The organism is Mesorhizobium sp. CA14 (assembly GCF_020165195.1).
Lineage (GTDB): Bacteria > Pseudomonadota > Alphaproteobacteria > Rhizobiales > Rhizobiaceae > Mesorhizobium.
In genome coordinates, this window is the sequence record NZ_JAIUHR010000013.1 from 1 (window position 1) to 25960 (window position 25960).

The window sequence follows — 25960 nt, forward strand, 5'->3', positions numbered from 1 at the left end:
TGCCCACCCCGCCGCCGATCCCGGAGCCGAAGCCGGTGCGCGAGCCGGATCCGGACCGGCTGCCCGACGAGGAGCCTATCCCCAATCCCGACGAGAATGACGCGCCGCCCAAGCATTCCGCAACCAGGCGGCGCCGGCGTTGACAGCCTTGCGGGAGGCGCGCCGAACGCGCCTCCCATGCGCTGCCATCATTCCCCGCGCATGGTCGCCTGGAAGGTGGGCAGGTGCTTCTTCTGCGCCTCGATCATGCGCTCGCGGTAGACGCCGTAGATGACGTCGGTGTCGTGCAGCGTGACGCCCGCAATCGTCGGCGAGGCGAAGACCGGCAGCTCGATGCCGCGCTTCGACAATTGCTCGGCGGTGCGCGCGAGCAATTCATGCGCCATGATCATCGCCAGCACCGTCGAGGAACCCGCCACCGGGCGGCTCCAGCCTTCGATCGGCACCACCGCGTCCTCGATCGGCGAGCAGGTGTCGATGACGAGGTCGGCCGCGTCCGCCAACCGCTTGCCCGAGGAATGCGTGGCGGGCTTGTCGAGATTGTTCTTGCTGGTGACGGCGACCACGAAGATGCCGCGCTTCTTGGCATAGAGCGCGGTATCGATGCCCGACGAATTGCGGCCGCTATGGCCGAAGATGATGATGGAATCGCCCTCGTTCAGCGGCTGATGGTCCAAGAATTTCTCGGCATATTTCTCGGTTCGCTCCAGCCACAAAAGCTCGCGCACGCCGCCGGCTCCGAGCACGTTGTGCCACATCACGCGCGGGTCGGTGAGCGGGTTGAAGCCGACGAAGCTACCGTAGCGCGGGAACATCTCCTGCGCCGGCAGCACCGAATGGCCCGAGCCGTAGAGATGGACCAGCCCGCCATTTTGCAGCGTGTCGGCGAAGCGGCTCGCCGCCTGGCCGAAGGCTTCTTCATTGGCCTTCGATGCCTGTTCGATGAGGGCGACGAGACGGGGGATGTAGAGATCGGACACTTCGGTACTCCTGTTGATCGTGTCAGCTTCTGGTGTTCGGGAGGCGGCCGGCGCGCAGCGTCGAGCGTATCTCGTAGCGGTCGCCGCGCATGACGGAGACGGTGAATTCGAACGGGCTGCGCTCGTCGATGGTGATGCGCTCGACGACGAAGGCGGGACTGCCCGCGGGCAGGTCGAGCAACTCGGCGTCCGTCGCGCTGACGGCGCCGACGCGGTAGTTCTCGCGCGCCTCGACCGGCACGATGCCGTACTGGCGCTCCAGCGCCTCGTAGAGCGAGCCCTTGAGCAGGCCGGCGTCGAGGAAGCCCGGCACGCGCGCGGCGGCCAGTTGCGCCGTCTGGATGCCGATCGGCTCGTTGTTGCCCAGCCTCAACCGCCGGATCCGCACGATAGGATCGCCCTCCTCGATCTCCAGTGCGCCGGCCGCCGCCGCATTCGCCGTGGTCAGGCTGCAGTCGAGCAGGCGCGAGCCGGCGACCACGCCGATATTGCCCATCTCCTGGGTGAAGGAGGTGAGCTCTCGCGTGCCGGCGACCAGCGTCGCCGAGCGCACGAAAGTGCCCCTTCCGTGCTCGCGCCTGAGCAGACCGCTTTCCTCCAGATTGCGCAGCGCGTGGCGCAGCGTGATGCGGCTGACGCCGAACAAGGCGCAGAGCCGGTCCTCGGCCGGGATCTGGTCGCCGGTCGCCCACTCGCCGCTCTTGACGATGGCGCGGATCGCCTCCTCGACCTGGTACCAGAGCGGCTCAGGCCGCCTGCGGTCCGGCTGCTGAAAGCTCGCTTCGCTCATCGGATCTGCCTCCACCCGCTTCCCGCCTGTCCGGCAAGCGCGGCACCGACCAGGCCGGCGCGAGAGCCGAATTTTCCAGGCCTAAGTTCGATGCCGCGCAGATGCGGCGGCAATTGACGCCGCAGCGCCGCAAGCAAAGGCGGCGCGATCACATCCAGCGCATCCGCCAGGCCGCCCGAGATCAGGACGACGCCTGGATCGAGCAATCCCACGGCGCCGGCGAGCGCCGTGCCGAGCTGGCGCGCTGGCACCTCGAGCAGGGTCTGCGCGGCAAGCTGGCCTGCCTTGGCGGCGGTGATCAGCTGACGGCTGTCAGCCAGTCCGATCTGTGCGGCGAGGGCGTCCAGCGCACGGCCGGAGGCGACACGTTCCAGCCAGCCGCTGCGATCCTCGCCGTGGTCCTTGATGTCGGCGCTGGCCCAGCCGAAGGAGCAGGCGCCGCCATGCGCGCCGGCAACAATGCGGCCATTGGCGAGCACCGCCGAACCGATGCCGGTGCCGATGGCAAGCAGGATCGCGTCGGAGACGCCCTCGGCCGCGCCTTGCGCCGCTTCCGCAAGCAACGCGATCTGCGCGTCATTGCCGACCGCCACGCGAAGGTCGGGAAACAGCGTCGCAATATCGATGCCGTCGAGCCAGGGCAGGTTCGGGATCCAGCGGCAGACCGACCCTTCGATAAGGCCCGGGACAGCAAGCCCGAGCGCTTCGGCCTCGCCCGCGGCCGCAAGCGCGCGGATACGCGTTTCGAACGCGTCGAGACTGCCCGGCGCCGGCTCGCGGACTTGCGGCGCAAGGGCGCCGATATCGCCCGTGTTGACGGCGGCGCGCAGATTGGTGCCGCCGAGATCGATGGCAAGAACCCGTGTCATGTCTCGCGGCTCCGGTCAGCGGGCGGCGCGAACAAGCCGCTACCGGCATTCCAGGAATGCGAGGCCGCCGCGAAGGCCTGCGCATGGCGCGTGCCGCGCAGGCAGCCGCGCAGCCGGTAGAGCGCGCTGTAATAGTCGACATAGGGAAAGCTGCTTAAGCCCCGCGCCAACTCATACTCCATCACGGCCTCGTGCCAGGCATCGAAGCCGGCGCTGACATCGATGAGATGCTCGGGGCGAAAACCCTCGTCATCCTCCCAGTTCTCGCCGAAGAGCAGGAGCTGCGGCGTATGCGCGGGACGGGCACGCTTCAGCGTCGGCAGCGCGGCAAAGAAGATGCCGGTCTGGCTGAGATGCGCCGCCGCGCGATGGTCCTTGTGCCAGCTGCCGTGCCAATGCGTGATGACGACCTCCGGCCGCACGTCGCGAATGACGTCGCAGACTTGCAGGGCGGTCGCGTTGTCGTTGGGCAGGAAGGCGTCGCGCAGCTTCATGTTGCGCATGTCGACACCCAGCCGCGCGGCGGCCTTTGCCGCCTCATCTTCCTTCTGCGCCGAATAGTGCTCCGGGATCAAGCAGGGATGGCCCTGCTCACCCATCGACAGATGCAGGAAGGTGACCTCGGCGCCGCCCTTGACAGCAGCCGCCGCAAGAGGCCCGGCAATGACCTCGGCATCGAAAGCATGCGCCCCGACGACCAGGATCGAGCGCGCGGCATAGACCTTGTCCTCGATCATTTCATGCCTCCCCCGGCGCCGACGCCCTCGCGAATCTGGCGCGCCAGCAAACAATACATGATCAGGATCGGCGCCATGGAGATCGCCAGTGACGCGAACACCAGGCCCCAATCGGTGCGGAATTGTCCGACGAACACGCTGATTGCCAGCGGCACGGTCTTGTAGCGGTCATCGAAGATGAAGATCAGCGGGAAGAAGAAATCATTCCACACCGCAATTGCCGTGAAGATGGCGACGATCGACACCGCCGGCTTCACCATCGGCAGGACGATCTGGAACAGGATCCGCGCCTCGCCGGCGCCGTCCATGCGCGCCGCCTCGTCGAGCTCGGAGGGCAGGACGCGCATGAAGTTGGCGAAAATGAAGACCGCGAAGGGGATGCGGATCGCCGAATAGACGAGGATCAGCCCGGTGAGCGAATCGAGCAGGCCGAGGCTGCGCATCAGCGTGAACAGCTCGACCGAAGCCAGCCGGATCGGCAGCATGATGCCGGACAGGAAAAGGCCGAGCATGATGCCGTTCCAGCCGAGCCTGTAGCGGCTGAGCGGATAGGCGGCCATCGCCGAGACGACGATGGTGAGGACCACGGCGCCGCCGGTGACGATCAGGCTGTTGATGAAATTGTGGCCGAGATCGGCGCGCGTCCAGGCGCGGACGAAATTGTCGAAGGCGAAGCTTTGCGGCAGGCCGAGCCGGTTGTCATAGATCTCCGCCGTCGTCTTGAAGCAGGAGACGACGAGGATATAGAGCGGCAAAAGCACCGCCGCCGTCCAGACGAGCAGGATGGTCCAGCCGGGCAATCTCGCCAGCCTCTGCGGGATGGCCAGTTGTTGCTGAAGAGACGGCGCGCTCATAGCTCGACCGTCCGCTTGTCGAAGAAGCGCAGCATCAACAGCGTACCGATGCTGAGGATCAGGAACAGCATCGTGCCGAGTGCCAGCGCCAGCCCGATATCGGTGATGCCGACGGCGCCTTCGGCGCCGAAGGCGAACCGATAGAAATAGGTCACCAGCGTGTCGGTCGAATAGCTCGGATTGCCCTGCACGCCTTGCATCACATAGACGATGTCGAACTGGTTGAAGGTGTTGATGAAGGAGAGCGTCGTCAGCGTGCCGAGCGCCGGCATCAGCAGCGGCAGCGCGACGGAGAACATCATGCGCGAATTGCCGGCGCCGTCGAGCTTAGCCGCCTCGAACACCTGCGGCGAGATTTGCCTCAAGCCCGCCGTATAGATCAGCACCGGCAGTCCCATCCAGTTCCAGGCATCGACGGCGATCAGCATGCCAAGCGCGGTGTGGCTGTTGCCGAGCACGGTAAGGCTGCCCTGGTGCAGGCCAAGCCCGTTCAGCGCCCACTCGACGATGCCGCCGGGCGCCAGGAGCAGCCGCCACAGCGCGCCGACGATGACGGGGCTGAGCACCGCGGGGAAGAAGAACACCGACTGGAAGAAGGCAGCGCCCCTGTTGCGCAGGAAAAGCAGCCAGGCGAACAGCAGGCCGAGCCCGTTCTGCAACGCCATGATGCCGAAGAACCAGGCGATGTTGTGCCAGAGCGCCCCGTAGAGTCGCGCGCCGCTCGGGAACACGAACAGACGCGAGAAGTTCGCGAGCCCGGCGAACTCCTGCATGCGCAGCCCCTTCCAGCTGAAAAAGCTGCCCCACAGTGACATGAGCAGCGGATAGAGCACGAACAGCCCATAGATGGCCAAAGCCGGCAGGATGAACAGCACGGTCATGCGCTGCTGCGTGCGCTGGAGGCTGGTCGTGCGGCGGAGCTTGATCATACGCTGCGTTCTATCGAGGAAGGGCCCCGGCCGACTGGGGCATGATGCCGAAAAGTATGAAGCGGTTTTCGGACGACATCATGCCCCGTCTCTCTGACAATGCGGCCGGCGGCGCTCCTTACTGCTTGGGCTTGAACCAAGTGGCGACGGCGGCCTGCATGTCGGCCGCCAGCTTCTCCGGCGCGACATTGCCTTCGACCATGTCGATGATCTCGGACTGCAGCACCGACGACGCTGTCGGCGCCTGCCAGCGGAAGCCGACCAGCGTCAGATAGGGCGTCGAATTTTTCGCCATCTCCATCATCTTGGAAAGCACCGGATCTTTCACGGTGACGTCGGTGCGGGCCGGCGGCCAGCCGAGCTCATCGGCGAAGGCCTGGGCGAATTCGGCCGAGGCCGTGTAGTTCAGCACCTTGGTCGCCGCTTCCTTGTTCTGGCTTTCCGAGACGAGGCCATAGGAGCCATCCGAGAAGGCCGAGGTGTAGAGCTTGGTCGAGGCGTCGTCGGCGGGGAACGGGAAGATCGAGAATTTCAGCTTCGGGTTCTGCGATTTGAAGCTGCCATTCTCGAACGAGCCGCCGAAGAACATCGCCGCCTTGCCGCTGATGAACTGCTGCGTCGCGGTCGTGTAGTCGATGCCGGCAAAGCCGTCGGAATAATAGGGCTTCAGCTCGGCGAAGCGCTTCAGCGCCGCGACATAGCGCGGGTCCTCGAAGCTCGCCTTGCCGCTCATCATCTCGTCATAGAAGCCCGGGCCGTAGAGCGTCGGCCCGATGACGCCGACGCCGATCTCCAGCTCCCAGGCCGAGCCGTTGGCACCGCCATTGGCGATCGGCGTGATGCCGGCCGCCTTAAGCTTCTCGCACGCGGCGACGAAGTCCTTGTAGGTCTTCGGGATTTCGATCCCTTGCGCGGCAAAGATCTCCTCATTGTAGAAGACGCCCATCATCGGCACCGAATAGGGCACGCCGTAGAGCTTGCCGTCGGCGCGGCCGCGCGCGCCGCCAAGGGCTGCGTCCGGCATGTTCTTCAGTTCCGCCACGCTGTCGTCGAGCGCGTCGAGATAGCCGCCCTCGATGAAAGGCTGCAATTCGCCATAGGCCTTGAGCTGCGCGATATCGGGTCCGCGGCCGCCGCGCAGCGCCGTGCTCAGGCGGTTCTGGTAATCGGCGTCGGGCGTGAACTGGATGTCGATCTTGATATCGGGGTTCTTCTTCTCGAACGCCTCGAAGATGCGGTGCATCGCGGCCTCGTCCTCGGTGCGCCAGCTCCATAGCGTCACCGTCGAATCGGCGCGGGCTGGCAGCGTCGAGATGATGCCGGCGCAGGCGGCGGCAAGGCCGCCGATCAGACCGAGCGCGGCGCGCCGGTTTATGGAAAGCATGCTCATTGCCAGTTCTCCCATTGTTTCGGTTTTGAGGTTCAGCGCGGCAGCGGCACGAAGGCGCTCGTCGGCACTCGTCTGCTTTTCCGCAAAGTCATTATAACGACATGATGCTGTCCGCAAGAGCCGCAAGGAGGTTGACGGCTACTGATCGATCGGAGATCGGCTAGGAAGCCGCATCTCATCTTGCTGATTTACTTACGTTATATGCCTGGATTGACATCATTGAGTTTTTCATCTGCAAACATGATCCGCACGTCCATGTGCGAGAGGACTTGCGCCTTTGCTCAAACTTGTCATAACGTCAGCTGCTCTCATACGGTGAAGTGGAGGATGCCGATGTCGCTTGCTTGGATCTCGAAACTGGCTCTCGCCGCGGGCCTCGTTGCGCTGCCCGCGACCGGCTGGGCGCAATCGGTGAACATCTCCTATCTGACGCATTGGTCGCCGGACACGGTGGCCCTGCTCGAAACGGCGGCCAAGGATTTTTCCAAGGAGCACCCGGATGTCGCCATCTCCGTGCGCGCGGTTCCGTTCGGCGACCTCTTGACCACGCTGCGCTCGCAGGGCGGCTCCTCCGACGGTCCGACGATCGGCGGCATCTACGATCTGTGGCTGCCGGAACTGGCGCGGGACAAGCTCGTCGCCCCTGCTCCCGACGCGGTGGCAGCCGAGGTGAAAAGCGCCTGGCCGGCGGGCGTCGTCAGCGCCGCCTCGGTTGGCGGGACGCTCTACGGCATTCCGAACGAGATCGACGTCTACGCGCTCAACTACAACAAGGAACTGTTCAAGGAAGCGGGCATCGCCGCGCCTCCAAAAACCTGGGCCGAATTCAAGGATGCCGCCGCGAAGCTGACCAATAAGGACAAGGGGCAACAGGGCTTCGGCATGATCAATTCATGGGCGGCGGGGGTGGTCCATCCTTTCGCCTCGCTGCTCGTCTCCAATGGTGGCAACCTGGTCAAGGATGGCAAGCCGGCGCTGGACAGTCCCCAGGCCGGCGAAACCTTCGCGCTCTATGAAGACTTGATAAAATCCGGCGCGAGCAATCCGGCGATGGCGACGGCAGACGCCAACACAACCGGTCCGTTCCTCGACAATTTCGTGTCCGGCAAGACCGGCATGATCATCATGGCCAACTGGTGGGAAAGCGCGCTCAAGACCGGCATGGGCGACAAGTTCGCCAACGTCGCCACAGCGCCGATCCCCGTCGGCCCGAGCGGCGACAAGCCGCATTCGATCTCCTATTCCTGGATGACCGTCGTCAACGCCAAGGCTGGCGAAGCCGAGCAGAAGGCAGCCTGGGAGTTCCTCGCCTGGCTGAACAGCCCGAAGTCGGGCAAAAGCGGCGCCTCGGCCATGTCCGATATCCTGATGTCGATGGGCATCCTGCCGTCACGCAGTTCCGATATCGAGGCGCACAAGGACAAGCTTAGCTCCGAATTCCTGTCCGGCTATGTCTCCGTGCTTGCCGATGCGCGCCCCTTCCCGGTCGTGCCCGGCGGCCAGGAATTCTCGGAATCGCTGCAGCAGACGCTCGAGGCGTTGCAGTATGGCCAGGTCTCGGCCAAGGATGCGCAGGCGAACGCGCAGGCCGACGCCACGTCGATCCTGGAGCGCGCGGCGAAATAGAGTCGGGTTTCAGCCCGGCATGTTTTGGGTCCGATGAATGGCCAAAGCTTTTCGTGCCTCGGCGGGCATCCTGCTTGCGCCCGCCGTGACCTTGATCGGCGTGTTCGTTGTCGTGCCGATGCTGCTCACCATCTGGCTGTCCTTCCAGGACTGGTCGACGCAAACGCCCTTTTCCGACGCGAGCTTTACCGGCCTCGGCAATTTCCGCGAGATCTTCGGCCCCACCTCGGTCGGTCGCGACTTCAAGACGGCCCTGCTCAACACCGCGATCTACACCGCGCTGTCGGTCGTCCTCATCCTGCCTTTGTCGGTTGTCTTCGGCCTGATGGTCTATCAGCGCGAGGTCGCCGGCGGCACGGCGCTGCGCACGGTGCTGTTTTCCACCTACATGGTGCCGATGATCGCGGTGGCGCTGGTCTGGTCGAAACTCTATGCGCCGAGCGAGGGCCCGCTCAACCAGCTGCTCGGCCTGATCGGCATCGGCCCCCAGCCCTGGCTCTCCTCGCCACGCTCGGCGCTGGTCTCCATCGTCTTCCTCAATGTCTGGCAGCAGGTCGGCTATTTCACGGTGCTCGCCATCGCCGGACTGACGCAGATCCCCGGCAGCCTCTATGAAGCGGCGACGCTCGACGGCGCCAACGGCCGGGAACAGTTCCGCTTCATCTCCCTGCCCTTGCTTCGCCGCACGCTTCTGTTCAGCGCCGTCATCGCCATCATTAACGCGGTGCAGGTGTTCGAGCCGGTGGCGCTGATCACGCAAGGCGGACCGGTGGGCTCGACCAATGTGCTCACCTACCACATCCGCCGCGTCGGCATCGAACGCGCCCAGGGCGGGCTGGGCTCCGCCATGGCGGTGATGCTGATGCTGTCGCTGATCGTCAGCGTCTCCGCGCTGTTTGCCTTTGTCAATCGCAAGGACAGCGAATGAGCGCGGCAACCCGATCGCTGTCCCGCAAGCGCCCTTCGGGCCGCAAGGCGCTGCTTGCGACCGCAATGCTTCTGGTCGCCGTCGCATCCGCCTTCCCGCTGGCCTGGATGGTGCTCACCAGCCTGAAGACGCCGGCCGAGACCATGCAGGTACCGCCGGTCTGGCTCCCGCATACGCCGACGCTGGAGGCCTTCGGCAAGGTCGCCGACGTGATCAATGTCGGACGCTCGATGTGGAATTCCTTGGTCATCGCCACAGTCACCACCGCCGGCATCCTGGTCACCAGCATGATGGCCGGCTACGCCTTCGCCAAATATTCCTTCCCCGGCCGCTCGCTGCTCTTCTCGCTGCTGATCGCCACCATGTTCCTGCCACCGATCGTGACGCTGATCCCGCTCTACCGCATGGTCGGCTCGATGGGCTTGAGCGCCAGCCTTGCCGGCATCATCGTGCCCAACCTCGCCAACGCCTTCGGCATCTTCCTGATGCGCCAGTTCATAGCCGGCGTGCCCGACGATTTGATCGACGCCGCCCGCATGGACGGCGCCTCCGAGCTGCTCATCCTGTTCAAGATCGTGGCGCCGAGCGTCGCGCCCGCGATCGCAGCGCTCGCGCTCTTCGCCTTCGTCTATCACTGGAACAGCTATCTCTGGCCGCTCACCGTGCTGCAGGGCAATGCCGACGCCTATCCGATCGTCATCAGCCTCAGCCGGCTGCTCAGCTACAACCGCGGCGCCGTCAACACCGGCCTGGTGATGGCCGGCGCCACGCTCGCCGTGCTGCCGCCGCTGGTGCTCTTCGTCTTTCTGCAGCGCTTCTTCGTCGATTCGATCGTGGGGTCCGCGATCAAGGGGTAACCATCAGCACGACCGCTATCTTCATGATTTGATGCCCCGCAAGTAGTGCAGGCCGAGCCAGTTGAGCGGGCCGCCTTCTATGCGCTCGAATCCGGCTGCCGCCAGCGGTTCGCGGAAGCGGTGCAGGTCGAATTGGCCATGTAGGCCGTGCTTTGCCGACATGTGTCTGCGCTCGCTGACGGGGCCGGCATAGTCGATCAGCAGCAGCCGTCCACCAGGGGGCAGAACACGTGCGGCCTCGCGCAGGCAAAAGCCGCGCCTTGCCTCCGGCACCATGTGCAGCACCGTCGTGAAAGTGACGACATCGAAGCGACCTTCCTCGAACGGCAGCTCGGCCGCATCAGCATGATGAAATGGGATATCGAGGCCGGCCCGGCTCGCCTTGTGGCGCGCGGCGGCAAGCATCTTTTCGGAGACGTCGACCCCAACCACCGATCCACCGGGCTGCACGCGGCGCCAGGCCGAAATCGCCTGGGTGCCGGTGCCGCATCCGACGTCCAGCAAGTGGAAGCCCGGCGCCAGGCCGGCCAGATCGAGCAGCGCCTCGCGATAGGCCCTGTCGCGTCCACGGGTCAATATGAGCACCAGCAGATCATAGAGGCGCGGAAAGCCGATGCCCCTGTTGGCCTCGGGGCCGATTGCGGCCCCGGCGTGTGCCTCGCTTCGCATATGGTGCATATTCGTCACGTCCTTTCTTCAGCAGCGCAAGGTCCAGGCCAACACCGGCATAGCGACCGCGGCTGGCGCAGTTTCGAAACAGCTCATATGATAATGGACAGCTTGTTCGGATTTTCGACGGAAGAAGCGGAGGGAACGTTCGTTACCGGACAATCCGAGCCCGCTGTCCCGGAAAAGTCGTATCCGTGCGGACAGCAAAGGAGCGAACCCATGCCTCGGGAAATGGACCGGAGGGCCGCCCGCACCCGCAAAGCCCTTCATCAGGCGCTGCTGGCGCTGATGCTGCGCAAGGGCTACGAGGCCCTTTCGGTGCAGGACATTATCGACGAAGCCGACATCGGCCGCTCGACATTCTATGCGCATTATACCGGCAAGGAGGACTTGCTGCGCAGCGGCTTCCAGATGCTTCGGGAGGAGCTCAAGGAGGCGCAGTCGGCGGCGAGCGCCGGAGCCGAAGCATCGCACGATGATCCGTTAGGCTTTAGCGCAGCCATGTTCGAGCATGCGGCCCGATATGCCGACCATTACCGCACGATGATCGGCGGTCGGGGCGGCACCGTGACGGAGAACGAAATCCGCCTGATCCTGTCGGAAATGGTGCGGCAGGAATTGCCCCCTACCCTCCACGGCGATGCCGTCCCACGCGACTTCGTCGTGCAATTCATCGTCGGCGCCTTCCTCACGACGCTGAACTGGTGGTTCGAGCGAAAGCCGAAACTGTCGCCGTCCCAGGTAGACGCCATATTCCGGCGCCTCGCGCTCGAGGGGCTTTCACAGCTGATCGGCGACGAGCGCCGGCAGGTCGATCGCCCGGATGCAAGCCGCGATACCGCTTGATCGGTCTCAAAGACGCAAGAGACGTAGCGCTTATCCAAACCTCGCCGTCGTCCAAGCCCCTCCCGCCGCATTCGACTCCACCGCGGCGGCGACAAACTTCACGCCGCGCGCGCCGTCGACGACATCGGGTACCTGCGCCGCGCGCGCCACATCGATCGCACCGCCCGATCGATGCGCACGAATGATATCGGCGGCGTCGCGGTAGAAATTGGCGAAGGCCTCGATATAGCCTTCCGGATGCGCCGCCGGCATGCGCGAGACGCGCCGGGCTTCCGCCGTCGAGCCATGGCCGCCGCGCACCAGCGTGCGGGTTTCCTCGCCATAGGGCGAGAAGCGCAGTTCCTCCGGCCGCGAGCCCGACCACTCGAGCCCGGCCTTCTCGCCATAGATGCGTACCGAAAGGTCGTTGTAGTGACCGGGCGAGGTCTGGCTGGCGAGGATCGTGCCGCGCGCTCCGCCCGTCCAGCGCACGAGCACATGCGCGTTATCGTCAAGCCGCCGTCCCGGCACGGCGGTGAAGAGGTCGGCCGAGACCGCCTCGGCCTCGAAGGCGGAGACGAAGCTTGCCAGGTTGAAGGCGTGCACGCCGATATCGGCGAGCACCGCCGATTGTCCGGCACGCGCCGGATCGGTGCGCCATTCCGCCTGCTTCTGACCCTCGGCGTCGATCGGCTTGGTCAGCCAGTCCTGGATATAGGCGCCATGCACCGACACGATGCGGCCGAGCTCGCCCGCCGCCACCATCTCGCGCGCCTGGCGCACCATGGCGTAGCCGGTGTTGTTGAGCGTGACGACGAAGCGGCGCTGCTTCGCTTTGGTCAGCGCAACCAGTGCTTGCGCCTCTTCAAGCGTCGTCGACAGCGGCTTGTCGCAGATGACGTCGATGCCGGCCTCAAGGAAGGCGGTGGCGATCGGTGCGTGCAGATGGTTGGGCGTGACGATGACGACCGCCTCGATGCCGTCGGCCCGCGCCGCTTCGGCCTTCGCCATGGCGCGGTAGTCGGCATAGCTGCGCTCCGGCGCGATGCCGATCTCCGCGGCGGAGGCGGCTGCGTTCTCCGGATCGGAGGACAACGCGCCCGCGACCAGCGCGATCTGGTCGTCGAGCCGCATGGCCAGCCGATGCACGGCGCCGATGAAGGCGTTACGGCCGCCTCCGACCATGCCGACCCGCAAGCGTTGGCGCGACGTACCATCGGCGGTTGCATAGACCATGTTTCGATTCCTCGCGGATAACTGTCGTTGGCAGCGCGCGACTATACGGGGCTTCCCACCAGTTTCGAACAGTTTTTCCAGATTTTGTTTTGTAAAACGATCGTGCCGCACTAGGTTTGCGCGGACCGGTCGAAGGAGGGTTCGATGAGTTTGCGCGATTTTCCGTGCGCTAGCGCCGCCCCTCATCCACCTACCCGCACCTTCTCCCCGTATAGTGACGGGGAGAAGGGGACTGGGCGCGGCGCCGGCTCGTTTCCTGCAACGCTGGCGATTGGCGAAACCATCGATGACAGCGCCCCTCTCCCCGTCACTATACGGGGAGAGGATGCCGGCAGGCAGGTGAGGGGCGGCGCCGACATCGACAATTGGTGGTCCTCCGGTGTGATAGCTCAAACCCGGGCCGCCGCCACATGAGCGGCGTGCGAACCTCACCCGGCCAGGCCGGCGACAGCGCTCCCCGCAAACAAGGCCGTTCGCTGGCGGCGCTTGGCTACACCAAGCCGCAAACCTACGAGGAATTGCGGGCGGTGCTTGCGTCGGGGACCGTGCATTTCCCGAAACGTCTTCGCCAGGTGGCGATCTTTCTCTGGCAGCATCCGAGCGAGGTGGCGCTTGGCACGATCGCGCAGGTGGCGGACCAAGCCGGCGTGCAGCCTTCGACCCTGGTGCGCTTCGCGCAGATCTTCGGCTATTCCGGCTTTTCCGATTTCCAGCTCCTGTTCAAGGACCGCATGAAGGGATCCTGGCCGGATACGCAAGGCAGCCCGGACAAGGCCGAGGAGCCGAACGCCAACCTGCATTTCCTCAACGGCATGGTCGGTGCCTGCCAAGCCTCGCTCGGCCGCATCGGCAATGATTTCGATATCGCTGCCTTCGAGACGATGGTCGATCATCTGGCAGCGGCCGAACTGATCTATGTCATCGGCAGCAAACGCGCCTTCCCCGTCACCACCTATCTGTCGCTGACGCTGTCGCAGCAGGGCGTGCGCAACGTGCTGGTCGACAATGTCGGCTCGACCGCGCTCGACCAGGTCGGCTGCATCTCGCCGCGCGACGCGGTGCTGGCCGTCTCCTTCAGCCCCTACAACTCGATCACGCCCGATCTCGTCGCCGTGGCGCATGAGCGCAAGGCGCGCATTCTCACCATCACCGACAGCACCTTCTCGCCGCTGGCAAAACTCTCCGACACCTGGCTTGAAGTGGTCGAGCAGGACTTTGGCGGTTTCCGCTCGCTCGCCGCCTCGCTCGCGGTTGGCATGGCGTTGGTCCACGGCGTCGTCGCGCAGCGGACAGGCTGACAAGAGCAACTCCAGGAAAAGTGTGAGCGGTTAAGTTCGGCGTCTTCGCCGTAACCTTCCGTCCGGAATTGCGAAAGACAAGGAGACAGGGCGGTTCACCGGTTGCATGAAAACGGTGAACCGCTTTAGCACGATTGACTAAAGAGAACTATCATTCCATATTTGGAAAAATGGAAACTTTGTTCCGGGAGGAGGAATGGAGGTTCGTCTCGACGGCAAGGTGGTGCTGGTCACCGGCGCAACGCAAGGCATCGGCCGCGCGATCGCCGAGACTCTTGCACGTTCCGGCACCGCCGGACTGCTGATCACTGGCCGGGACCAGAAGCGCGGCGACGCGGTCACCGCCGAACTCGCGGCCATGGGCACTCCCGCCGCCTTCGCTGCTGCCGATCTCGGCGACCCCGAGGCCCCGGCGCGGCTGGCGCAAGCCTGCATCGACCACTTCGGTCGCATCGACGGGCTGGTCAACGCCGCCGGTCTGACCGATCGCGCTTCCTTCGTCGATGCCACGCTCGACGACTGGGCGTCGCTGTTTGCCGTCAACGCCCGCGCGCCCTTCTTCCTGATACAGGCGGCAATCGCCGATATGAAGAGACGCGGACAGGGCGGCTCGATCGTCAACATCCTGTCGATCAACGCGCATTGCGGCTCGCCGGAACTCGCAGTCTATTCCGCCACCAAGGGTGCGCTGGCGACGCTGACCAAGAACGCCGCCAATGCCCATCGCTTCGACCGCATCCGCGTGAACGGCATCAATGTCGGCTGGACCGATACGCCGGCCGAACGGATCATGCAGGCCGAGACGCTCGGCCATGGCCCGGGCTGGCTGGATGCGGCCAATGCGACGCAGCCCTTCGGCCGGCTTTTCTCCGTGACCGACATAGCCAATCTTGCCGTCTTCCTGCTTTCCGACGCGGCAGGTCCGATGACCGGGGCGCTAATCGACCAGGAGCAATGGGTGATCGGAGCCAATCGGTGAGCCCCGAGAACCTCAGCCCTGCCCTGCTCGGTCGACTGCCGCCCGAGGTCCGCACGCCGGCTTACGATCGCGCCGCGCTGAAGCCGAGCATCGCCCATATCGGCGTCGGCGCCTTCCACCGCTGCCACCAGGCCGAATACACCGACGACCTCCTGGCGAAGGATTTCGACCGCTGGGGACTGGTCGGCATCAATATCCGCCCTCCTCTGCTGGCCGGCACGCTCGGCCGGCAGAGCGGCCTCTACACACGGCTGATCCGCCAGAACGACGAAGTCGAAGCGCGCGTCATCGGCAGCATCGTTCGCGTCGTCGACAGCCAGGACAGTGCGGCGCCGGCGCTGGACGTGCTCGCCTCGCCCGACATCGAGATGGTCACCATGACTGTGACCGAGAAAGGCTATTGCCACATCCCCTCGAGTGGCGCGCTCGACCTCGACCACCCCGATATCGTCCACGACCTCGCCAATCCTGAGACGCCGCGCAGCGTGCCCGGTATCCTGGCGCGCGCGCTGGAACTGCGCATGGCCACGCATGCCAGGCCGGTGACACTGTTGTCCTGCGATAACATCCCGACCAACGGCATCATCCTCGGCACTGTCGTGCGGACATTTGCCAAACGGCGCGGCCGGCGGCTGGCGGACTGGATCGAAGCCAATGTCGCCTTCCCCTCGGCCATGGTCGACCGCATCGCGCCGGCGACGACCGAGGCCGATATCGACACCGTTGAGCAGCGCTTCGGCTACCGCGACGGCGCCGTGGTGGTGGGCGAGCGCTTCCGCCAATGGGTGATCGAAAATCGCTTCGCCGGCCGCGTGCCCCGCTGGGACCTTGTCGGCGCAACCTTCGTCGACAATGTCACGCCATTCGAGCATCTCAAGATGCGGGTGCTGAACGGTGCCCAGACGACGCTCAGCTATCTCGGGGTTTTGGGCGGCTTCGAACACACGTTCGAGACCATCGCCGACCCGGTTCTGGCCCGTTTCGCTCGGCGCATGCTGACCGAGGAAGTGGTGCCGACGCTGACGCCCGTGCCCGGCGTTCGGCCGGCGGCCTATGTCGAGCAGAGCCTGTCGCGCCTCACCAACACGGCAATCCGCCACCGCAACCACCAGATCGCCACCGACGGCTCGCAGAAGATCGTGCAGCGCCTGCTCAACCCGATCCGCGACCGGCTGGCGAAGGGCGAGGGCGTTGCGCTCCTCTCGGTGCCGGTCGCCGGCTGGATGGCTTACCTGATCAAGGCTTCCGCCCGCTTCGGCCGCGCCTGGCAGGTGTCAGATCCGTTTGCCGACAGGATCGCCGCCATTGCCGACCGCATCGGTGCGGACAACAAAGCGCTCGTCGATTCGATCCTCGCCATCGACGCTGTCTTCGACCCGTCCTTGGCCGCCAACGCGACATTCCGGGCGCATATCATCGCCGGGCTCGATGGTTTGCTCTCGAACGATCCGATGGGCTTTGTCGGACAGGTCTGCGCTGGGCCAACCGATGCGCGGTTGAAGCAGCCGGCGCGATCTGCATAGTTAGCAACCGGGAGGGATCATGAAGCTTGGACTGCTGACAGCACCGTTTCCGGATACGCCGCTCGGCGAAGTTGCCGACTGGGCGCGCTCGGCCGGCTTCGAGGCGCTGGAAATCGCCTGCTGGCCGAAGGCTTCCGGCGCCAGCCGGCGCTATGCCGGCACCAGCCACATCGACGTGGACGTCTCGGCCGCTGAGGCCAAGGACATCGCCGCCAAGCTTGCCGGCAACGGCCTGGCCATCTCCGGCCTCGGCTTCTATCCCAACCCACTCCATCCCGACCGGGCACATCGCGAAGCGGTGATCGATCATCTGAAGAAGGTGATCGTGCTGGCGAGCCGCATGGGCGTTCCGCTCGTCAACACCTTCTGCGGCGGCGACGCTTCGAAGACTGTCGACGCCAACTGGGAAGATGCGCAGAAAATCTGGCCGGCGATCATCGCCCATGCCCGCGAGCATGGCGTAAAACTCGCCTTCGAGAACTGCCCGATGATCTTCAGCTATGACGAATGGCCGGGCGGGCATAACATCGCCTACTCGCCCTATGTCTGGCGCCGCATCCTCGAAGCCTGGGGCGGCGATGTCGGCATGAATTTCGATCCTTCGCATCTCGTCTGGCAGATGATCGACAAGGAGCGCTTCATCCGCGAGTTCGGCAAGAGCGTGCTGCATGTGCATGCCAAGGACCTGATGATTGACCATGATGGTTTGTACGAGCGCGGAATCCTTTCGGCTGGCATAGGCTGGCAGGTGCCGCGCATGCCGGGGCTTGGGGACATCGACTGGAGCAGGATTTTTTCGGGCCTCTACCGGGCCGGCTATGACGGGCCGGTCATCATCGAGCATGAGGACCGGCGCTTCGAAGGGACGGACGAAAAGGTCAAGCGCGGTTTCCTGCTTGCCCGCGACGTGCTGCGCCCCTTCATCAAATGACGAAAAGCTTGGCGCCGATCGCATCGGCGCCCTGGAACTGAACTGAAAAGATCAATGTGGAGGAGTACTGAAATGAAAAGACATTTGACCGTGGCCTCGCTCCTTGCCGGCGCCGCGCTGCTTGCCTCGGTGGGCGGCTCGGCCGCCGCCGGCAAGTACACGATCGGCATTTCCAACACCGTGCAGGGCAATGGCTGGCGCGAGGAAATGATCTGCGCCATGAAGGCGCAGGCGCTCGCATCCGGCGAGGTGGCGAAGCTCAACATCGCCCACCGCAACACCGACGCCGCCGGCCAGCTCGAGGACATCCGCAACCTGATCAGCGCCAAGGTCAACGCCATCGTCGTCAACCCGGCCGATCCGGCCGGCATCAAGGCCGGCCTCGAGGAAGCCACCAAGGCCGGCATCGTCGTCGTCGCCGTCGACCAGGCGGTGACCGAGCCGTCCGCCTACATCATCTCCAACAACCAGGAACAATATGCCTATCTCGGCGCCAAGTGGCTGTTTCAGCAGATGGGCGGCAAGGGCGAGGTGCTCTATATGCGCGGCGCCGCCGGCGCTTCGGCCGACTCAGACCGCGACAAAGGCTTCAAGAAGGCGCTCGCCGAATTCCCCGACGTGAAGGTCGCGCAGGAAGTCTTCACCGGCTGGCAGCAGGATCAGGCCAAGCAGCAGATCCTGTCCTTCCTCGCCACCGGCACCCCGATCAACGGCATCTGGACCTCCGGCATCGACAACGTCATCGTCGACGCGCTGGTCGAGCAGCAGGCGCCGATGGTGCCTGTGGTCGGCGCCGACAATGCCGGCTTCGTCGGTCAGTTGAGCTCGGTCAAGGGCCTGGTGGGCGCGGCCGTCACCAATCCCGGCTCGATCGGCGGCGCCGGCGTGACGCTGGCGCTCCAGATCCTCGACGGCAAGAAGCCGGCGCAGCAAACCGTTCTGGTCGAACCGCAGCTTTGGGAAAACGCCACCGAGGAAGGCAAGGCCAAGCTGAAGAGCGTTGTCGATCCCTCGCTCAGCCCCGAATGGCCGGTCTCGATCTCGATCCCGGACTGGACGACCTACACCAAGGACCAGATCATCGCCTGCAAGGGCCCGGGCGAATAAGCGCCTGATCCGAACGCAAGCGCAAGGACGCTGGACCAAGGTCTGGCGTCCTTGCCATTTGATTTGGCACGCATAATTTGAGCCGTTAGACCGAGAACGCTTTGACCACCAATCCCCTCCTCGACGCCACCGGCGTGACGAAGAACTATGGCGCGGTTGCCGCGCTGCGCAACGCTTCGCTGTCCGTGCTACCGGGCGAAGTGCATGCGCTGATGGGCGCCAACGGCGCCGGCAAGTCCACGCTGGTGAAGATCCTGACCGGTGCGATCAAGGCGGATGCCGGACGCATCCTGATCCGCGGCCAGCAGCTCGATGTCCGTTCGCCCGCCGATGCCCGTCGTGCCGGAATGCTGCCGGTCTACCAGGAACCGGCGCTGATCCCCGATCTCGATGTCCTGTCCAACCTGCGGCTCACCGGCACGCCGGTCGAGCCGTTCCGCGCCTGGGTGCGAGAGCTCGGCATTCCCGACCTCGATATCCGCGAGACGGCCCGCCATATCCCGTTGGCCATCTTACGCGTGCTCGACCTGGCGCGCGCGCTCGCCGTCGAGCCCGACGTGCTTCTGCTCGATGAGATGACTGCGGCTCTGCCGGCGAACCTTGCCGAAAAGGTGCTGGAAGTCGTGCGCCGCCAGGGCGACGCCGGCCGCTCCGTCATCTTCATCTCGCACCGTTTCGTCGAGATTTCCGCGCTCTGCGATCGCGCGACCGTCTTGCGCGACGGCGCAACCGTCGGTGTCGTCGACATCGAACCGGGCATCGAGGAAAGAATAGTCGAGATGATGCTCGGCATCCGCATCGAGAAGACGCTCGTCGCCGCGCGCGCGGCGAATGAGGTGGCGGTTGCGGGCGGCGGTCGTCCGCGATTGTCGGTCCGCAATCTGCAGCTTGGCACCAAGCTCAACGACGTCTCCTTCGATCTCGCCAATGGCGAGGTCGTCGGCGTCTTTGCGCTCGAGGGACAGGGCCAGGACGAGCTCTTCGCCGCGCTTGCCGGCTCGATCCGCCCGACAGGCGGCACCATCGACGTCGATGGCTCGCCAGTGAAATTCTCGCATCCGAGCGACGCCATCCAGGCCGGCATCGCCTATGTGCCGGGCGACCGCGCCGAGGCTTTGGCCATGCAGCGTTCGGTGCGTGAGAACATCGCGCTGCCCTTCAGCGCGGCGCCGCGCAAATGGGGGCCGATCCGCATGCGCCGCGAGCAAGTGGTGGTTTCCGGCGCCATCGGCAGATTGCAGATCGACACCCGCGCCCAGGGCGAAGTGCAGCGCCTGTCCGGCGGCAACCAGCAGAAGGTGACCATTGCCCGCTGGATCGCGGCCAACGCCCGCACCATCCTCTGCTTCGACCCGACGCGCGGCATCGATGTCGGCACCAAGCAGGAGATCTACAAGCTGCTGCGCGAGCTCGCCGGCCAGGGCAAGTCGGTGCTGTTCTACACATCCGAGATGGAGGAGGTGCAGCGCGTCTGCGACCGCGTCATCGTCATCTTCGGCGGCCGCATCGTCGACACTTTCCCGGTGGAAGAAGCAGACGAAGCGGCCTTGATGCGGGCCGCCTACGGCCTGCCGCGCGGCGCCAAGGCGGATGTCGGCATCCTTGCCGAGGTCAAACCCGGCTCCAGCGCGGAGGCCGCGTCATGAGCCGCTTTCTCCGCAATCAGGGCTGGGTCGCGGGCCTCTTCGCCCTGCTGATCTTCCTCTTCGTCGTCACCAAGCTGATCCAGCCGGGCTATGGCAGCGGCGACTTCGGCTCGCTGGCGCGGGCGGTTCTGCCTTACGCCTTCGCGGTCGCGGCCCAAACGGTCGTCGTCATCGCCGGCGGCATAGACCTGTCGGTCGCCGCCATGATGGCGCTGACCAGCGTGACCGCGGCGTCGATGATGAACGGCGCCAGCGAGGAATATGCCTTGTTCGTCGTGCCCTTCGTGCTGGCCATGGGGCTGGTGCTCGGCGCTCTGAACGGCGCGCTCATCGTCGTCACGCGGGTGCCCGACATCGTCGTCACCTTGGCCATGCTGTTCGTGCTTCAAGGCGCGGCGCTGCTGGTGCTTGGTGCTCCCGGCGGCGCCGCCGCCGAGTGGCTGAAGGCAAGCGTCATCGGCACCGTGCCGATCCCCGGCCTGCCGGATTGGGCCGACGCCTGGGTTCCAAAGGCGCTGGCGCTGCTCGTCGTCTGCCTCTGCATCGTGTGGATACCGCTCAGGCGCTCGCGGCTTGGCCTTTCCATCTACGCCATCGGCAGCAACGAGCTCGCCGCCTTCCGCAGCGGCGTGCCGGTGGCGCGCACCAGGATCGTCGCCTATGCGCTCTCCGGCCTGTTCGCGGCGATGGGCGGATTGTCTCTCACCATCAGCACCGGCATCGGCGCGCCCATTCCCGGGCCTTATCTGCTCGCCAGCGTTGCCGCGGTGGTGCTGGGCGGCGTCGCGCTCGGCGGCGGCAAGGGCGGGCTGCTCGGGCCGATCATCGCCGTCTTCGTGCTGAGGCTGGTGCGCACCGACCTGACGCTTCTGGCCATCGATCCGAATGTCACCGCAATCATCGAAGGCGCGATCATGGTCGCGGTCGTCATGTTCGGCGCCTTCATCACCATCCGCGGCCGTCCGTTGGGAGCAACGCCATGACCGACATCGCGACCATGCCCCGGCCTGTCTCGTTCGGCCGCCGCCTGAAGCGCTTCATGGCGGACCGGCCGCTCATTCCGCTGATCATCCTTTTGATCATTCTCGTGGTCATCCTGCAGATCCTGCGCCCCGGCATCCTCAACGAGCGCTGGATTGCCAACACGGCGAAATTCGCCATCCCGCTGGCGATCCTCGCCGGCTGCCAGACCATGACGATGCTGACCGGCGGCATCGACCTTTCGGTCGGCACCGTGGCGACGATGAGCGCTTTCATCATGGCCACGCAGATCGTCAACCAGGATCCGGCGGTGGCGTTCCTGCTGGCCATGCTGCCCGCCGTGCTGATCGGCCTCATCAACGGCATCGGCGTCGGCGTGTTTCGGGTGCATCCACTGATCATGACGCTCGGCACCAGCCTGATCGGTACCGGCTTCCTGCAGGTCTACCAGCGCACCGTGATCGCATCCGGCGCCAGGATTCCCGATTTCCTCAACTGGCTGGGCACCGGCCTCACCTACGGCTTTCCCAACGCGCTTCTCCTGTTCGTGCCGGTGGCGGTGCTGATCGTCTTCATGCTGAACCGCACCGGCTTCGGCCGCCTGCTCTATGCCGTCGGCGACAATGAACGCGCCGCGCGCCTGTCAGGCGTCCGCTACTGGCAGGTGATCACCGCGCTCTACGTCCTCTCCAGCCTGCTCGCCGGCATCACCGGCCTGCTCTATATCGGCCTGATCAAGGCGCCCTCGCTCTCGCTCGCCGAGCCGCTGGTGCTGCCTTCGGTGGCTGCCGCCGTCATCGGCGGCACCTCGATCTTCGGCGGCCGCGGCGGCTACACCGGCACCATCGTCGGCGCGCTGATCCTGACCGTGCTGACGACGCTGCTCACCATCCTGCAGATGCCCGAAGGCGGCCGCCGTATACTCTTCGGCTTCATCGTGCTGTTCGTGACGGCGGCGTATTTGAGGATCATCGAGGATCGGTAGTATTTGAGCTAGGGTATGTCGCGCAAAAGTGTGCAGCGGTTTTGCGGCAACGACATGCATAAAATAAGGATTTAAAGTGCGTCGCCTGAATCCGTTTTCGGGCGACGCACTTTAAGGCGGCCCATCCCTGTCGCATCGGAGAGGCATCCCTTATGGCCGAGCGTTCGCGTGCTGCTGCAAACAGTCCCGCCGACGATGATCCTCGTCTTGCGTTCATCTATCAGGAGGCGGTGAGAGGTCTCACTCATCAGCAGACCGTGGTGGAGAACATGAGCACCCGCGCCGGGAGCCTGATCTTCGCCACAGCATTCGCGAACTCGCTGCTCGGCGGCGCGGCGCTTTCCGACGGGCTTGGGCTTTGGGAATGGATTGCGGTGTCCCTGCTGTTCAGCATCGGCGGGCTTATCGTCTTCATGCTTTGGCCTTATCACCAATACTCATTCCGCTTCGATCCGGAAGAACTGCTGCATCAATATGTCGATGGCGATGGGCCGGCATCGATGTCGGCGATGCACCGCGCGCTTGCTCTTCGCATCAAGGCGGACATGGCCGCCAACTGGCGAATTATCCAGCGCCTGCGGGTGGCTCTGCAGATCGCGCTGCTCTTTCTGTTGCTCGACATTCTGGCCTGGCTCTTGGCGATCGCGGGCGTCTGAGCAAAACCGCGCCGTGGCCTTTGCGGGACGTGGAGCGAAGGTCGAAGTAGAACATTTCGAAGCCGGCGACGGCGACACGCATGGGTTACTCGGCGGCCTGCACTCGGCGCGAGTCGATGATCGCCCTGATCTCCGAACGGCATGAGCCGCAATTGGTGCCGGCGCGCAGCGTCGAGCCGATGGCTTCGAGGCTGTCGCATCCCGAGGCGACCGCCGAAGCAAGCTGGTTGGCGCCGACATGGAAGCAGGCGCACACGACGCGCCCGATGGCGGGCATCGGCACCGGCGACCGGCCGGACAGAAGCGCGTGGCGATCGGCGGTCGACAGCGGCTGGCGCGTGGCGAGCAACGACACCAGCCAGTCCCGCATGGGCAACTGGTCCGGGGCGGCGACCAGCAAGGCTTCGGCCATGGCGCCGCCTTCGTCGATCGCAGCGGCGCGATAGGCGAGTCCGCGACGGTCGGTGTATTCTAGGAGCTGATCCCGTCGCTGGGCGCCGAGCAGCTTGCGCGCCAGCAGAATGCCCTGGTCCGGTGGCTCGGTTCCGGTCAGCTCGTAAACCCAGCCGCCCTCGACAGCATGCCGGCTCCAATGGACGAAACCGGTTGGCCTGAGATCGCGCCGCGTAATGAGCACGCCCGCCCAGCCAGTCTCTTCCCGCACGATCCTCACCGGAACATGCTTGAGCTCCGGCTGGCCGGAATGCGGATCGGTAACCGGCGAGGATAATAGGCCGGCTGCTGCCCTGGCCGCGAACTGACTGCTCCAATGCATGGACATGAAGGCTTGGCCGCGCCGCTGTGCGTCGGCCACACGCACCCTCGCGCGAACGAAGCCGAAGCGGGTTGAAAGATGAGCGAGGTCGCCATCCTTGAGCTGATGCGCGGCCGCATCCGCCGGATGGAGATCGACCGCCGGTTCCGGCGCGTTCGCCATCAAACGCGGCACGTTCCCCGTGCGCGTCATCGTGTGCCACTGGTCGCGCAGCCGGCCGGTGTTCAAAGCAAGCGGATAGTCGGCATCGACAGTGAAGGCCGTCGCCTCCTGCCGCACCGGCACGAAACGCGCGCGGCCGTCTTGTGTCGGGAAACGACCGTCGGAGAAAAGTCTCGTCCGCTGCTCGTGTCGTTCCGACGTGGGCCAATGGCGCGGCGCGAAGACGGAATAATCTTCATCACTGAGATCGGCCACGCCGCCAAGGTCGAACAGGCGCTTGCCGTCGTTCTCGAAGGCGGAGAGCGCTGCATGCTCGCGGAAGATCTCGGCTGGCGTCCGATAGGCGAAGGCGTCGCCAAAACCCATGCGCGCGGCGACCTCGCAGATGATGCGCCAGTCGGCTTTCGCCTCGCCGGGCGGCGACAGGAAGGGCCGCTGGCGCGAGAGGCGCCGTTCCGAATTGGTGACCGTGCCGTCCTTCTCGCCCCAGGCGGCGGCTGGCAGCAGCACGTCGGCATAGCGCGTGGTGTCGGTGCGGGTCACATCCGAGACCGCGACAAAATCGCATTTGGACAACGCAGTGCGCACGCGCGAAGCGTCGGGCATCGAGACGGCGGGATTGGTGCCCATGACCCACAGGGCCTTGATGCGGCCGTCGGCGACCGCCTGGAACATGTCCACGGCCTTCAAGCCGCCGCGCCGGGCGATGTTCGGCGCATTCCAGAAGCGGGAGACCCGGTCGATACTGGCCTCATCCGCGAAGTCCATATGCGCGGCAAGCTGGTTGGCCAGACCGCCGACCTCGCGGCCGCCCATGGCGTTCGGCTGCCCGGTGACCGAGAACGGCCCCATGCCGGGCTTGCCGATGCGGCCAGCGGCGAGATGACAGTTGATGATGGCGTTGACCTTGTCGGTTCCATGCGCCGACTGGTTGACGCCCTGGCTGTAGACGGTGACCGTTCGCTCGGTCTCGGCGAAGAGATCGTAGAAGGCCTGGACGTCGGCTGCCGCCAGCCCGCAGCCCTTTGCCACGCGTGCGATCGAAGGCGCATCGGCACCGGCCAAAGAAGCTGCGGCATCAAAGCCCGAGGCACTCTCGCGGATGAAATCGGCATCGATCTTCCCGGCCTGCATAAGATGCGCAAGCAGCCCGTTGAACAGCAGCACATCCGTGCCCGGATCGAGCGCCAGGTGCAGGTCGCATTCGTCGGCTGTTGCGGTGCGGCGCGGGTCGATGACGACGATCCTGGTTCCGCGTTCCTTTCGCGCCGCGAGCATGCGCTGGTAGAGCACCGGATGACACCATGCGGTGTTGGAGCCGGTGAGCACAATGAGATCGGCGCACTCGAAATCCTCATAGACGCCGGGAACGATGTCCTCGCCGAAAGCGCGGCGGTGGCCGGCGACCGACGACGCCATGCAGAGCCGCGAATTGGTGTCGATATTGGCCGAGCCGATGAAGCCCTTCATCAGCTTGTTGGCGACGTAATAGTCCTCGGTGAGCAACTGGCCGGAAACATAGAAGGCGACCGAGTCCGGGCCGTGCTCGGCTACAGCCTGCGAGAATTTCGCGGCCACGAGGTCGAGCGCTTCGTCCCAGCTCGCCGGCTTGCCGAGAATTTCCGGCCGCAGCAAACGGCCTTCGAGGCCGAGCGTCTCGCCGAGAGCCGAACCCTTCGAGCAGAGCCGGCCGAAATTGGCCGGATGATCGGGGTCGCCGCGGACGGTCGCCGTACCGTCCGCGGCGACCTCGGCGAGCACGCCGCAGCCCACCCCGCAATAGGGGCAGGTGGTCCTCACCTCGCGTGCTTCTTGCATGCCTCAGGCCGCTTTCGAGGCCAGCGCTTCGAGCGCGATGAACAACCGTTCGCCCTCGACCTTGACCGGGATAGTCCGGACAGAGCCTTCGTCGGCGCCAAGCGCCTTGCCTGTCTCCAGCGAGATCACCCAATTGTGCAGCGGGCAGGTCACCGCCGCACCATGGACGATCCCCTGGCTGAGCGGCCCGCCCTTGTGTGGACAGTGGTCGTCGATGGCATAAACCTGATCGTCCGCAGTGCGGAAGACGGCAACCTTGCCTTGCGGTGTCGCAACGCAACGCGCGCCGCGCGGCGGGATGTCGGCGATGGAGCCGATGGCGATCCAGGTCATTGGCACATCTCCGCCTTCGCTCGATAGGGATGCGCCCAGGCCCCCCCCTCTGTCCTACCGGACATCTCCCCCTCAA

The 25960-nt window shown here is 65.1% G+C and carries 24 protein-coding genes; 13 read left to right on the top strand and 11 right to left on the bottom strand.

Features of this window, described 5'->3' with window-relative positions; genetic code table 11:
- Positions 1-188: 188 nt before the first annotated feature.
- The 7 genes from LB565_RS15570 to LB565_RS15600 all read right to left on the bottom strand — a co-directional run bounded on the left by LB565_RS15570 (position 189) and on the right by LB565_RS15600 (position 6549).
- Entirely contained in the window at positions 189-980 is a 792-nt protein-coding gene (locus LB565_RS15570) for a sugar isomerase domain-containing protein (RefSeq protein ID WP_224585464.1), read from the bottom strand.
- A 22-nt stretch (positions 981-1002) separates the two neighbouring features.
- A complete protein-coding gene (locus LB565_RS15575) occupies positions 1003-1770 on the bottom strand; it encodes a GntR family transcriptional regulator (RefSeq protein ID WP_224585465.1) in 768 nt (255 codons plus the stop codon).
- Positions 1767-2639: an ROK family protein gene (locus tag LB565_RS15580; RefSeq protein WP_224585467.1), complete on the bottom strand. Its 873-nt coding sequence runs from the start codon at positions 2637-2639 to the stop codon at positions 1767-1769. The genes LB565_RS15575 and LB565_RS15580 overlap by 4 nt, the downstream gene beginning before the upstream one ends.
- The gene (locus tag LB565_RS15585; protein ID WP_224585469.1) at positions 2636-3376 is read right to left on the bottom strand and encodes a PIG-L deacetylase family protein; all 741 of its coding nucleotides are present in this window, start codon (positions 3374-3376) and stop codon (positions 2636-2638) included. The genes LB565_RS15580 and LB565_RS15585 overlap by 4 nt, the downstream gene beginning before the upstream one ends.
- Entirely contained in the window at positions 3373-4230 is an 858-nt protein-coding gene (locus LB565_RS15590) for a carbohydrate ABC transporter permease (RefSeq protein ID WP_224585471.1), read from the bottom strand. Before LB565_RS15590 ends, LB565_RS15585 begins: the two co-directional genes overlap by 4 nt.
- Entirely contained in the window at positions 4227-5159 is a 933-nt protein-coding gene (locus LB565_RS15595; protein ID WP_224585473.1) for a carbohydrate ABC transporter permease, read from the bottom strand. Before LB565_RS15595 ends, LB565_RS15590 begins: the two co-directional genes overlap by 4 nt.
- 118 nt (positions 5160-5277) lie before the next feature.
- Positions 5278-6549, bottom strand: a complete 1272-nt coding sequence (locus tag LB565_RS15600) for an extracellular solute-binding protein (protein WP_224585476.1) — start codon at positions 6547-6549, stop codon at positions 5278-5280.
- A 333-nt stretch (positions 6550-6882) separates the two neighbouring features.
- Here LB565_RS15600 and LB565_RS15605 point away from each other — a divergent pair, with 333 nt between their 5' ends.
- The 3 genes from LB565_RS15605 to LB565_RS15615 are packed head-to-tail and all read left to right on the top strand — an operon-like array spanning position 6883 to position 9960.
- Positions 6883-8175, top strand: coding sequence for an ABC transporter substrate-binding protein (locus tag LB565_RS15605; protein WP_224585478.1), 1293 nt, complete (start codon positions 6883-6885; stop codon positions 8173-8175).
- Positions 8176-8212: 37 nt separating this feature from the next.
- A complete protein-coding gene (locus LB565_RS15610) occupies positions 8213-9103 on the top strand; it encodes a carbohydrate ABC transporter permease (RefSeq protein ID WP_224585481.1) in 891 nt (296 codons plus the stop codon).
- Entirely contained in the window at positions 9100-9960 is an 861-nt protein-coding gene (locus LB565_RS15615; protein ID WP_224585482.1) for a carbohydrate ABC transporter permease, read from the top strand. Before LB565_RS15610 ends, LB565_RS15615 begins: the two co-directional genes overlap by 4 nt.
- A 21-nt stretch (positions 9961-9981) precedes the next feature.
- Here LB565_RS15615 and LB565_RS15620 read toward each other — a convergent pair whose 3' ends face one another.
- On the bottom strand, positions 9982-10638 hold the full coding sequence (locus LB565_RS15620; protein ID WP_224585675.1) for a class I SAM-dependent methyltransferase: 657 nt from the start codon (positions 10636-10638) through the stop codon (positions 9982-9984).
- A 93-nt stretch (positions 10639-10731) separates the two neighbouring features.
- Here LB565_RS15620 and LB565_RS15625 point away from each other — a divergent pair, with 93 nt between their 5' ends.
- Entirely contained in the window at positions 10732-11475 is a 744-nt protein-coding gene (locus LB565_RS15625) for a TetR/AcrR family transcriptional regulator (RefSeq protein WP_224585484.1), read from the top strand.
- Between the two features lie 30 nt (positions 11476-11505).
- Here the strand turns inward: LB565_RS15625 and LB565_RS15630 are convergent, their stop codons facing one another.
- Positions 11506-12690, bottom strand: a complete 1185-nt coding sequence (locus tag LB565_RS15630; protein ID WP_224585486.1) for a Gfo/Idh/MocA family protein — start codon at positions 12688-12690, stop codon at positions 11506-11508.
- A 410-nt stretch (positions 12691-13100) separates the two neighbouring features.
- Between LB565_RS15630 and LB565_RS15635 the strand changes: the two genes are divergently transcribed.
- The 9 genes from LB565_RS15635 (at position 13101) to LB565_RS15675 (ending at position 22796) form a co-directional block, all read left to right on the top strand.
- The gene (locus LB565_RS15635; protein ID WP_224585488.1) at positions 13101-13988 is read left to right on the top strand and encodes a MurR/RpiR family transcriptional regulator; all 888 of its coding nucleotides are present in this window, start codon (positions 13101-13103) and stop codon (positions 13986-13988) included.
- Positions 13989-14184: 196 nt separating this feature from the next.
- A complete protein-coding gene (locus LB565_RS15640; protein ID WP_224585490.1) occupies positions 14185-14967 on the top strand; it encodes an SDR family oxidoreductase in 783 nt (260 codons plus the stop codon).
- Positions 14943-16490, top strand: a complete 1548-nt coding sequence (locus LB565_RS15645; protein ID WP_224585492.1) for a mannitol dehydrogenase family protein — start codon at positions 14943-14945, stop codon at positions 16488-16490. The genes LB565_RS15640 and LB565_RS15645 overlap by 25 nt, the downstream gene beginning before the upstream one ends.
- A gap of 19 nt (positions 16491-16509) precedes the next feature.
- Positions 16510-17421 (top strand): sugar phosphate isomerase/epimerase family protein, encoded by a 912-nt coding sequence (locus tag LB565_RS15650; protein ID WP_224585494.1) that lies wholly within the window; start codon positions 16510-16512, stop codon positions 17419-17421.
- 54 nt (positions 17422-17475) lie between these two features.
- Positions 17476-18528, top strand: coding sequence for an ABC transporter substrate-binding protein (locus tag LB565_RS15655; RefSeq protein WP_411970654.1), 1053 nt, complete (start codon positions 17476-17478; stop codon positions 18526-18528).
- A 101-nt stretch (positions 18529-18629) separates the two neighbouring features.
- Positions 18630-20174 (top strand): sugar ABC transporter ATP-binding protein, encoded by a 1545-nt coding sequence (locus LB565_RS15660; protein ID WP_224585498.1) that lies wholly within the window; start codon positions 18630-18632, stop codon positions 20172-20174.
- Complete coding sequence (locus LB565_RS15665) at positions 20171-21157, top strand: ABC transporter permease (protein ID WP_224585500.1); 987 nt, start codon at positions 20171-20173, stop codon at positions 21155-21157. Before LB565_RS15660 ends, LB565_RS15665 begins: the two co-directional genes overlap by 4 nt.
- Positions 21154-22140 (top strand): ABC transporter permease, encoded by a 987-nt coding sequence (locus LB565_RS15670; RefSeq protein WP_224585502.1) that lies wholly within the window; start codon positions 21154-21156, stop codon positions 22138-22140. Before LB565_RS15665 ends, LB565_RS15670 begins: the two co-directional genes overlap by 4 nt.
- 152 nt (positions 22141-22292) lie before the next feature.
- Complete coding sequence (locus LB565_RS15675) at positions 22293-22796, top strand: hypothetical protein (protein WP_181164935.1); 504 nt, start codon at positions 22293-22295, stop codon at positions 22794-22796.
- Positions 22797-22881: 85 nt separating this feature from the next.
- On the opposite strand, the gene LB565_RS15680 is transcribed toward LB565_RS15675, so the two are convergent.
- Complete coding sequence (locus tag LB565_RS15680) at positions 22882-25551, bottom strand: nitrate reductase (RefSeq protein WP_224585504.1); 2670 nt, start codon at positions 25549-25551, stop codon at positions 22882-22884.
- Between the two features lie 3 nt (positions 25552-25554).
- The gene (gene nirD, locus LB565_RS15685; RefSeq protein WP_224585505.1) at positions 25555-25884 is read right to left on the bottom strand and encodes a nitrite reductase small subunit NirD; all 330 of its coding nucleotides are present in this window, start codon (positions 25882-25884) and stop codon (positions 25555-25557) included.
- Positions 25885-25960: the final 76 nt, after the last annotated feature.

Bases quoted from the DNA above. Each gene is read 5' to 3' on its own strand.
- LB565_RS15620 (WP_224585675.1), bottom strand. From the start codon at position 10,638: ATGCACCATATGCGAAGCGAGGCACACGCCGGGGCCGCAATCGGCCCC.
- LB565_RS15655 (WP_411970654.1), top strand. From the start codon at position 17,476: ATGTGGAGGAGTACTGAAATGAAAAGACATTTGACCGTGGCCTCGCTC.
- LB565_RS15680 (WP_224585504.1), bottom strand. From the start codon at position 25,551: ATGCAAGAAGCACGCGAGGTGAGGACCACCTGCCCCTATTGCGGGGTG.
- LB565_RS15585 (WP_224585469.1), bottom strand. From the start codon at position 3,376: ATGATCGAGGACAAGGTCTATGCCGCGCGCTCGATCCTGGTCGTCGGG.
- LB565_RS15605 (WP_224585478.1), top strand. From the start codon at position 6,883: ATGTCGCTTGCTTGGATCTCGAAACTGGCTCTCGCCGCGGGCCTCGTT.
- LB565_RS15665 (WP_224585500.1), top strand. From the start codon at position 20,171: ATGAGCCGCTTTCTCCGCAATCAGGGCTGGGTCGCGGGCCTCTTCGCC.
- LB565_RS15630 (WP_224585486.1), bottom strand. From the start codon at position 12,690: ATGGTCTATGCAACCGCCGATGGTACGTCGCGCCAACGCTTGCGGGTC.
- LB565_RS15595 (WP_224585473.1), bottom strand. From the start codon at position 5,159: ATGATCAAGCTCCGCCGCACGACCAGCCTCCAGCGCACGCAGCAGCGC.
- LB565_RS15640 (WP_224585490.1), top strand. From the start codon at position 14,185: ATGGAGGTTCGTCTCGACGGCAAGGTGGTGCTGGTCACCGGCGCAACG.
- LB565_RS15590 (WP_224585471.1), bottom strand. From the start codon at position 4,230: ATGAGCGCGCCGTCTCTTCAGCAACAACTGGCCATCCCGCAGAGGCTG.
- LB565_RS15580 (WP_224585467.1), bottom strand. From the start codon at position 2,639: ATGACACGGGTTCTTGCCATCGATCTCGGCGGCACCAATCTGCGCGCC.
- LB565_RS15610 (WP_224585481.1), top strand. From the start codon at position 8,213: ATGGCCAAAGCTTTTCGTGCCTCGGCGGGCATCCTGCTTGCGCCCGCC.
- LB565_RS15675 (WP_181164935.1), top strand. From the start codon at position 22,293: ATGGCCGAGCGTTCGCGTGCTGCTGCAAACAGTCCCGCCGACGATGAT.
- LB565_RS15615 (WP_224585482.1), top strand. From the start codon at position 9,100: ATGAGCGCGGCAACCCGATCGCTGTCCCGCAAGCGCCCTTCGGGCCGC.
- LB565_RS15625 (WP_224585484.1), top strand. From the start codon at position 10,732: ATGGACAGCTTGTTCGGATTTTCGACGGAAGAAGCGGAGGGAACGTTC.
- nirD (WP_224585505.1), bottom strand. From the start codon at position 25,884: ATGACCTGGATCGCCATCGGCTCCATCGCCGACATCCCGCCGCGCGGC.
- LB565_RS15600 (WP_224585476.1), bottom strand. From the start codon at position 6,549: ATGAGCATGCTTTCCATAAACCGGCGCGCCGCGCTCGGTCTGATCGGC.
- LB565_RS15670 (WP_224585502.1), top strand. From the start codon at position 21,154: ATGACCGACATCGCGACCATGCCCCGGCCTGTCTCGTTCGGCCGCCGC.
- LB565_RS15645 (WP_224585492.1), top strand. From the start codon at position 14,943: ATGGGTGATCGGAGCCAATCGGTGAGCCCCGAGAACCTCAGCCCTGCC.
- LB565_RS15650 (WP_224585494.1), top strand. From the start codon at position 16,510: ATGAAGCTTGGACTGCTGACAGCACCGTTTCCGGATACGCCGCTCGGC.
- LB565_RS15575 (WP_224585465.1), bottom strand. From the start codon at position 1,770: ATGAGCGAAGCGAGCTTTCAGCAGCCGGACCGCAGGCGGCCTGAGCCG.
- LB565_RS15635 (WP_224585488.1), top strand. From the start codon at position 13,101: ATGAGCGGCGTGCGAACCTCACCCGGCCAGGCCGGCGACAGCGCTCCC.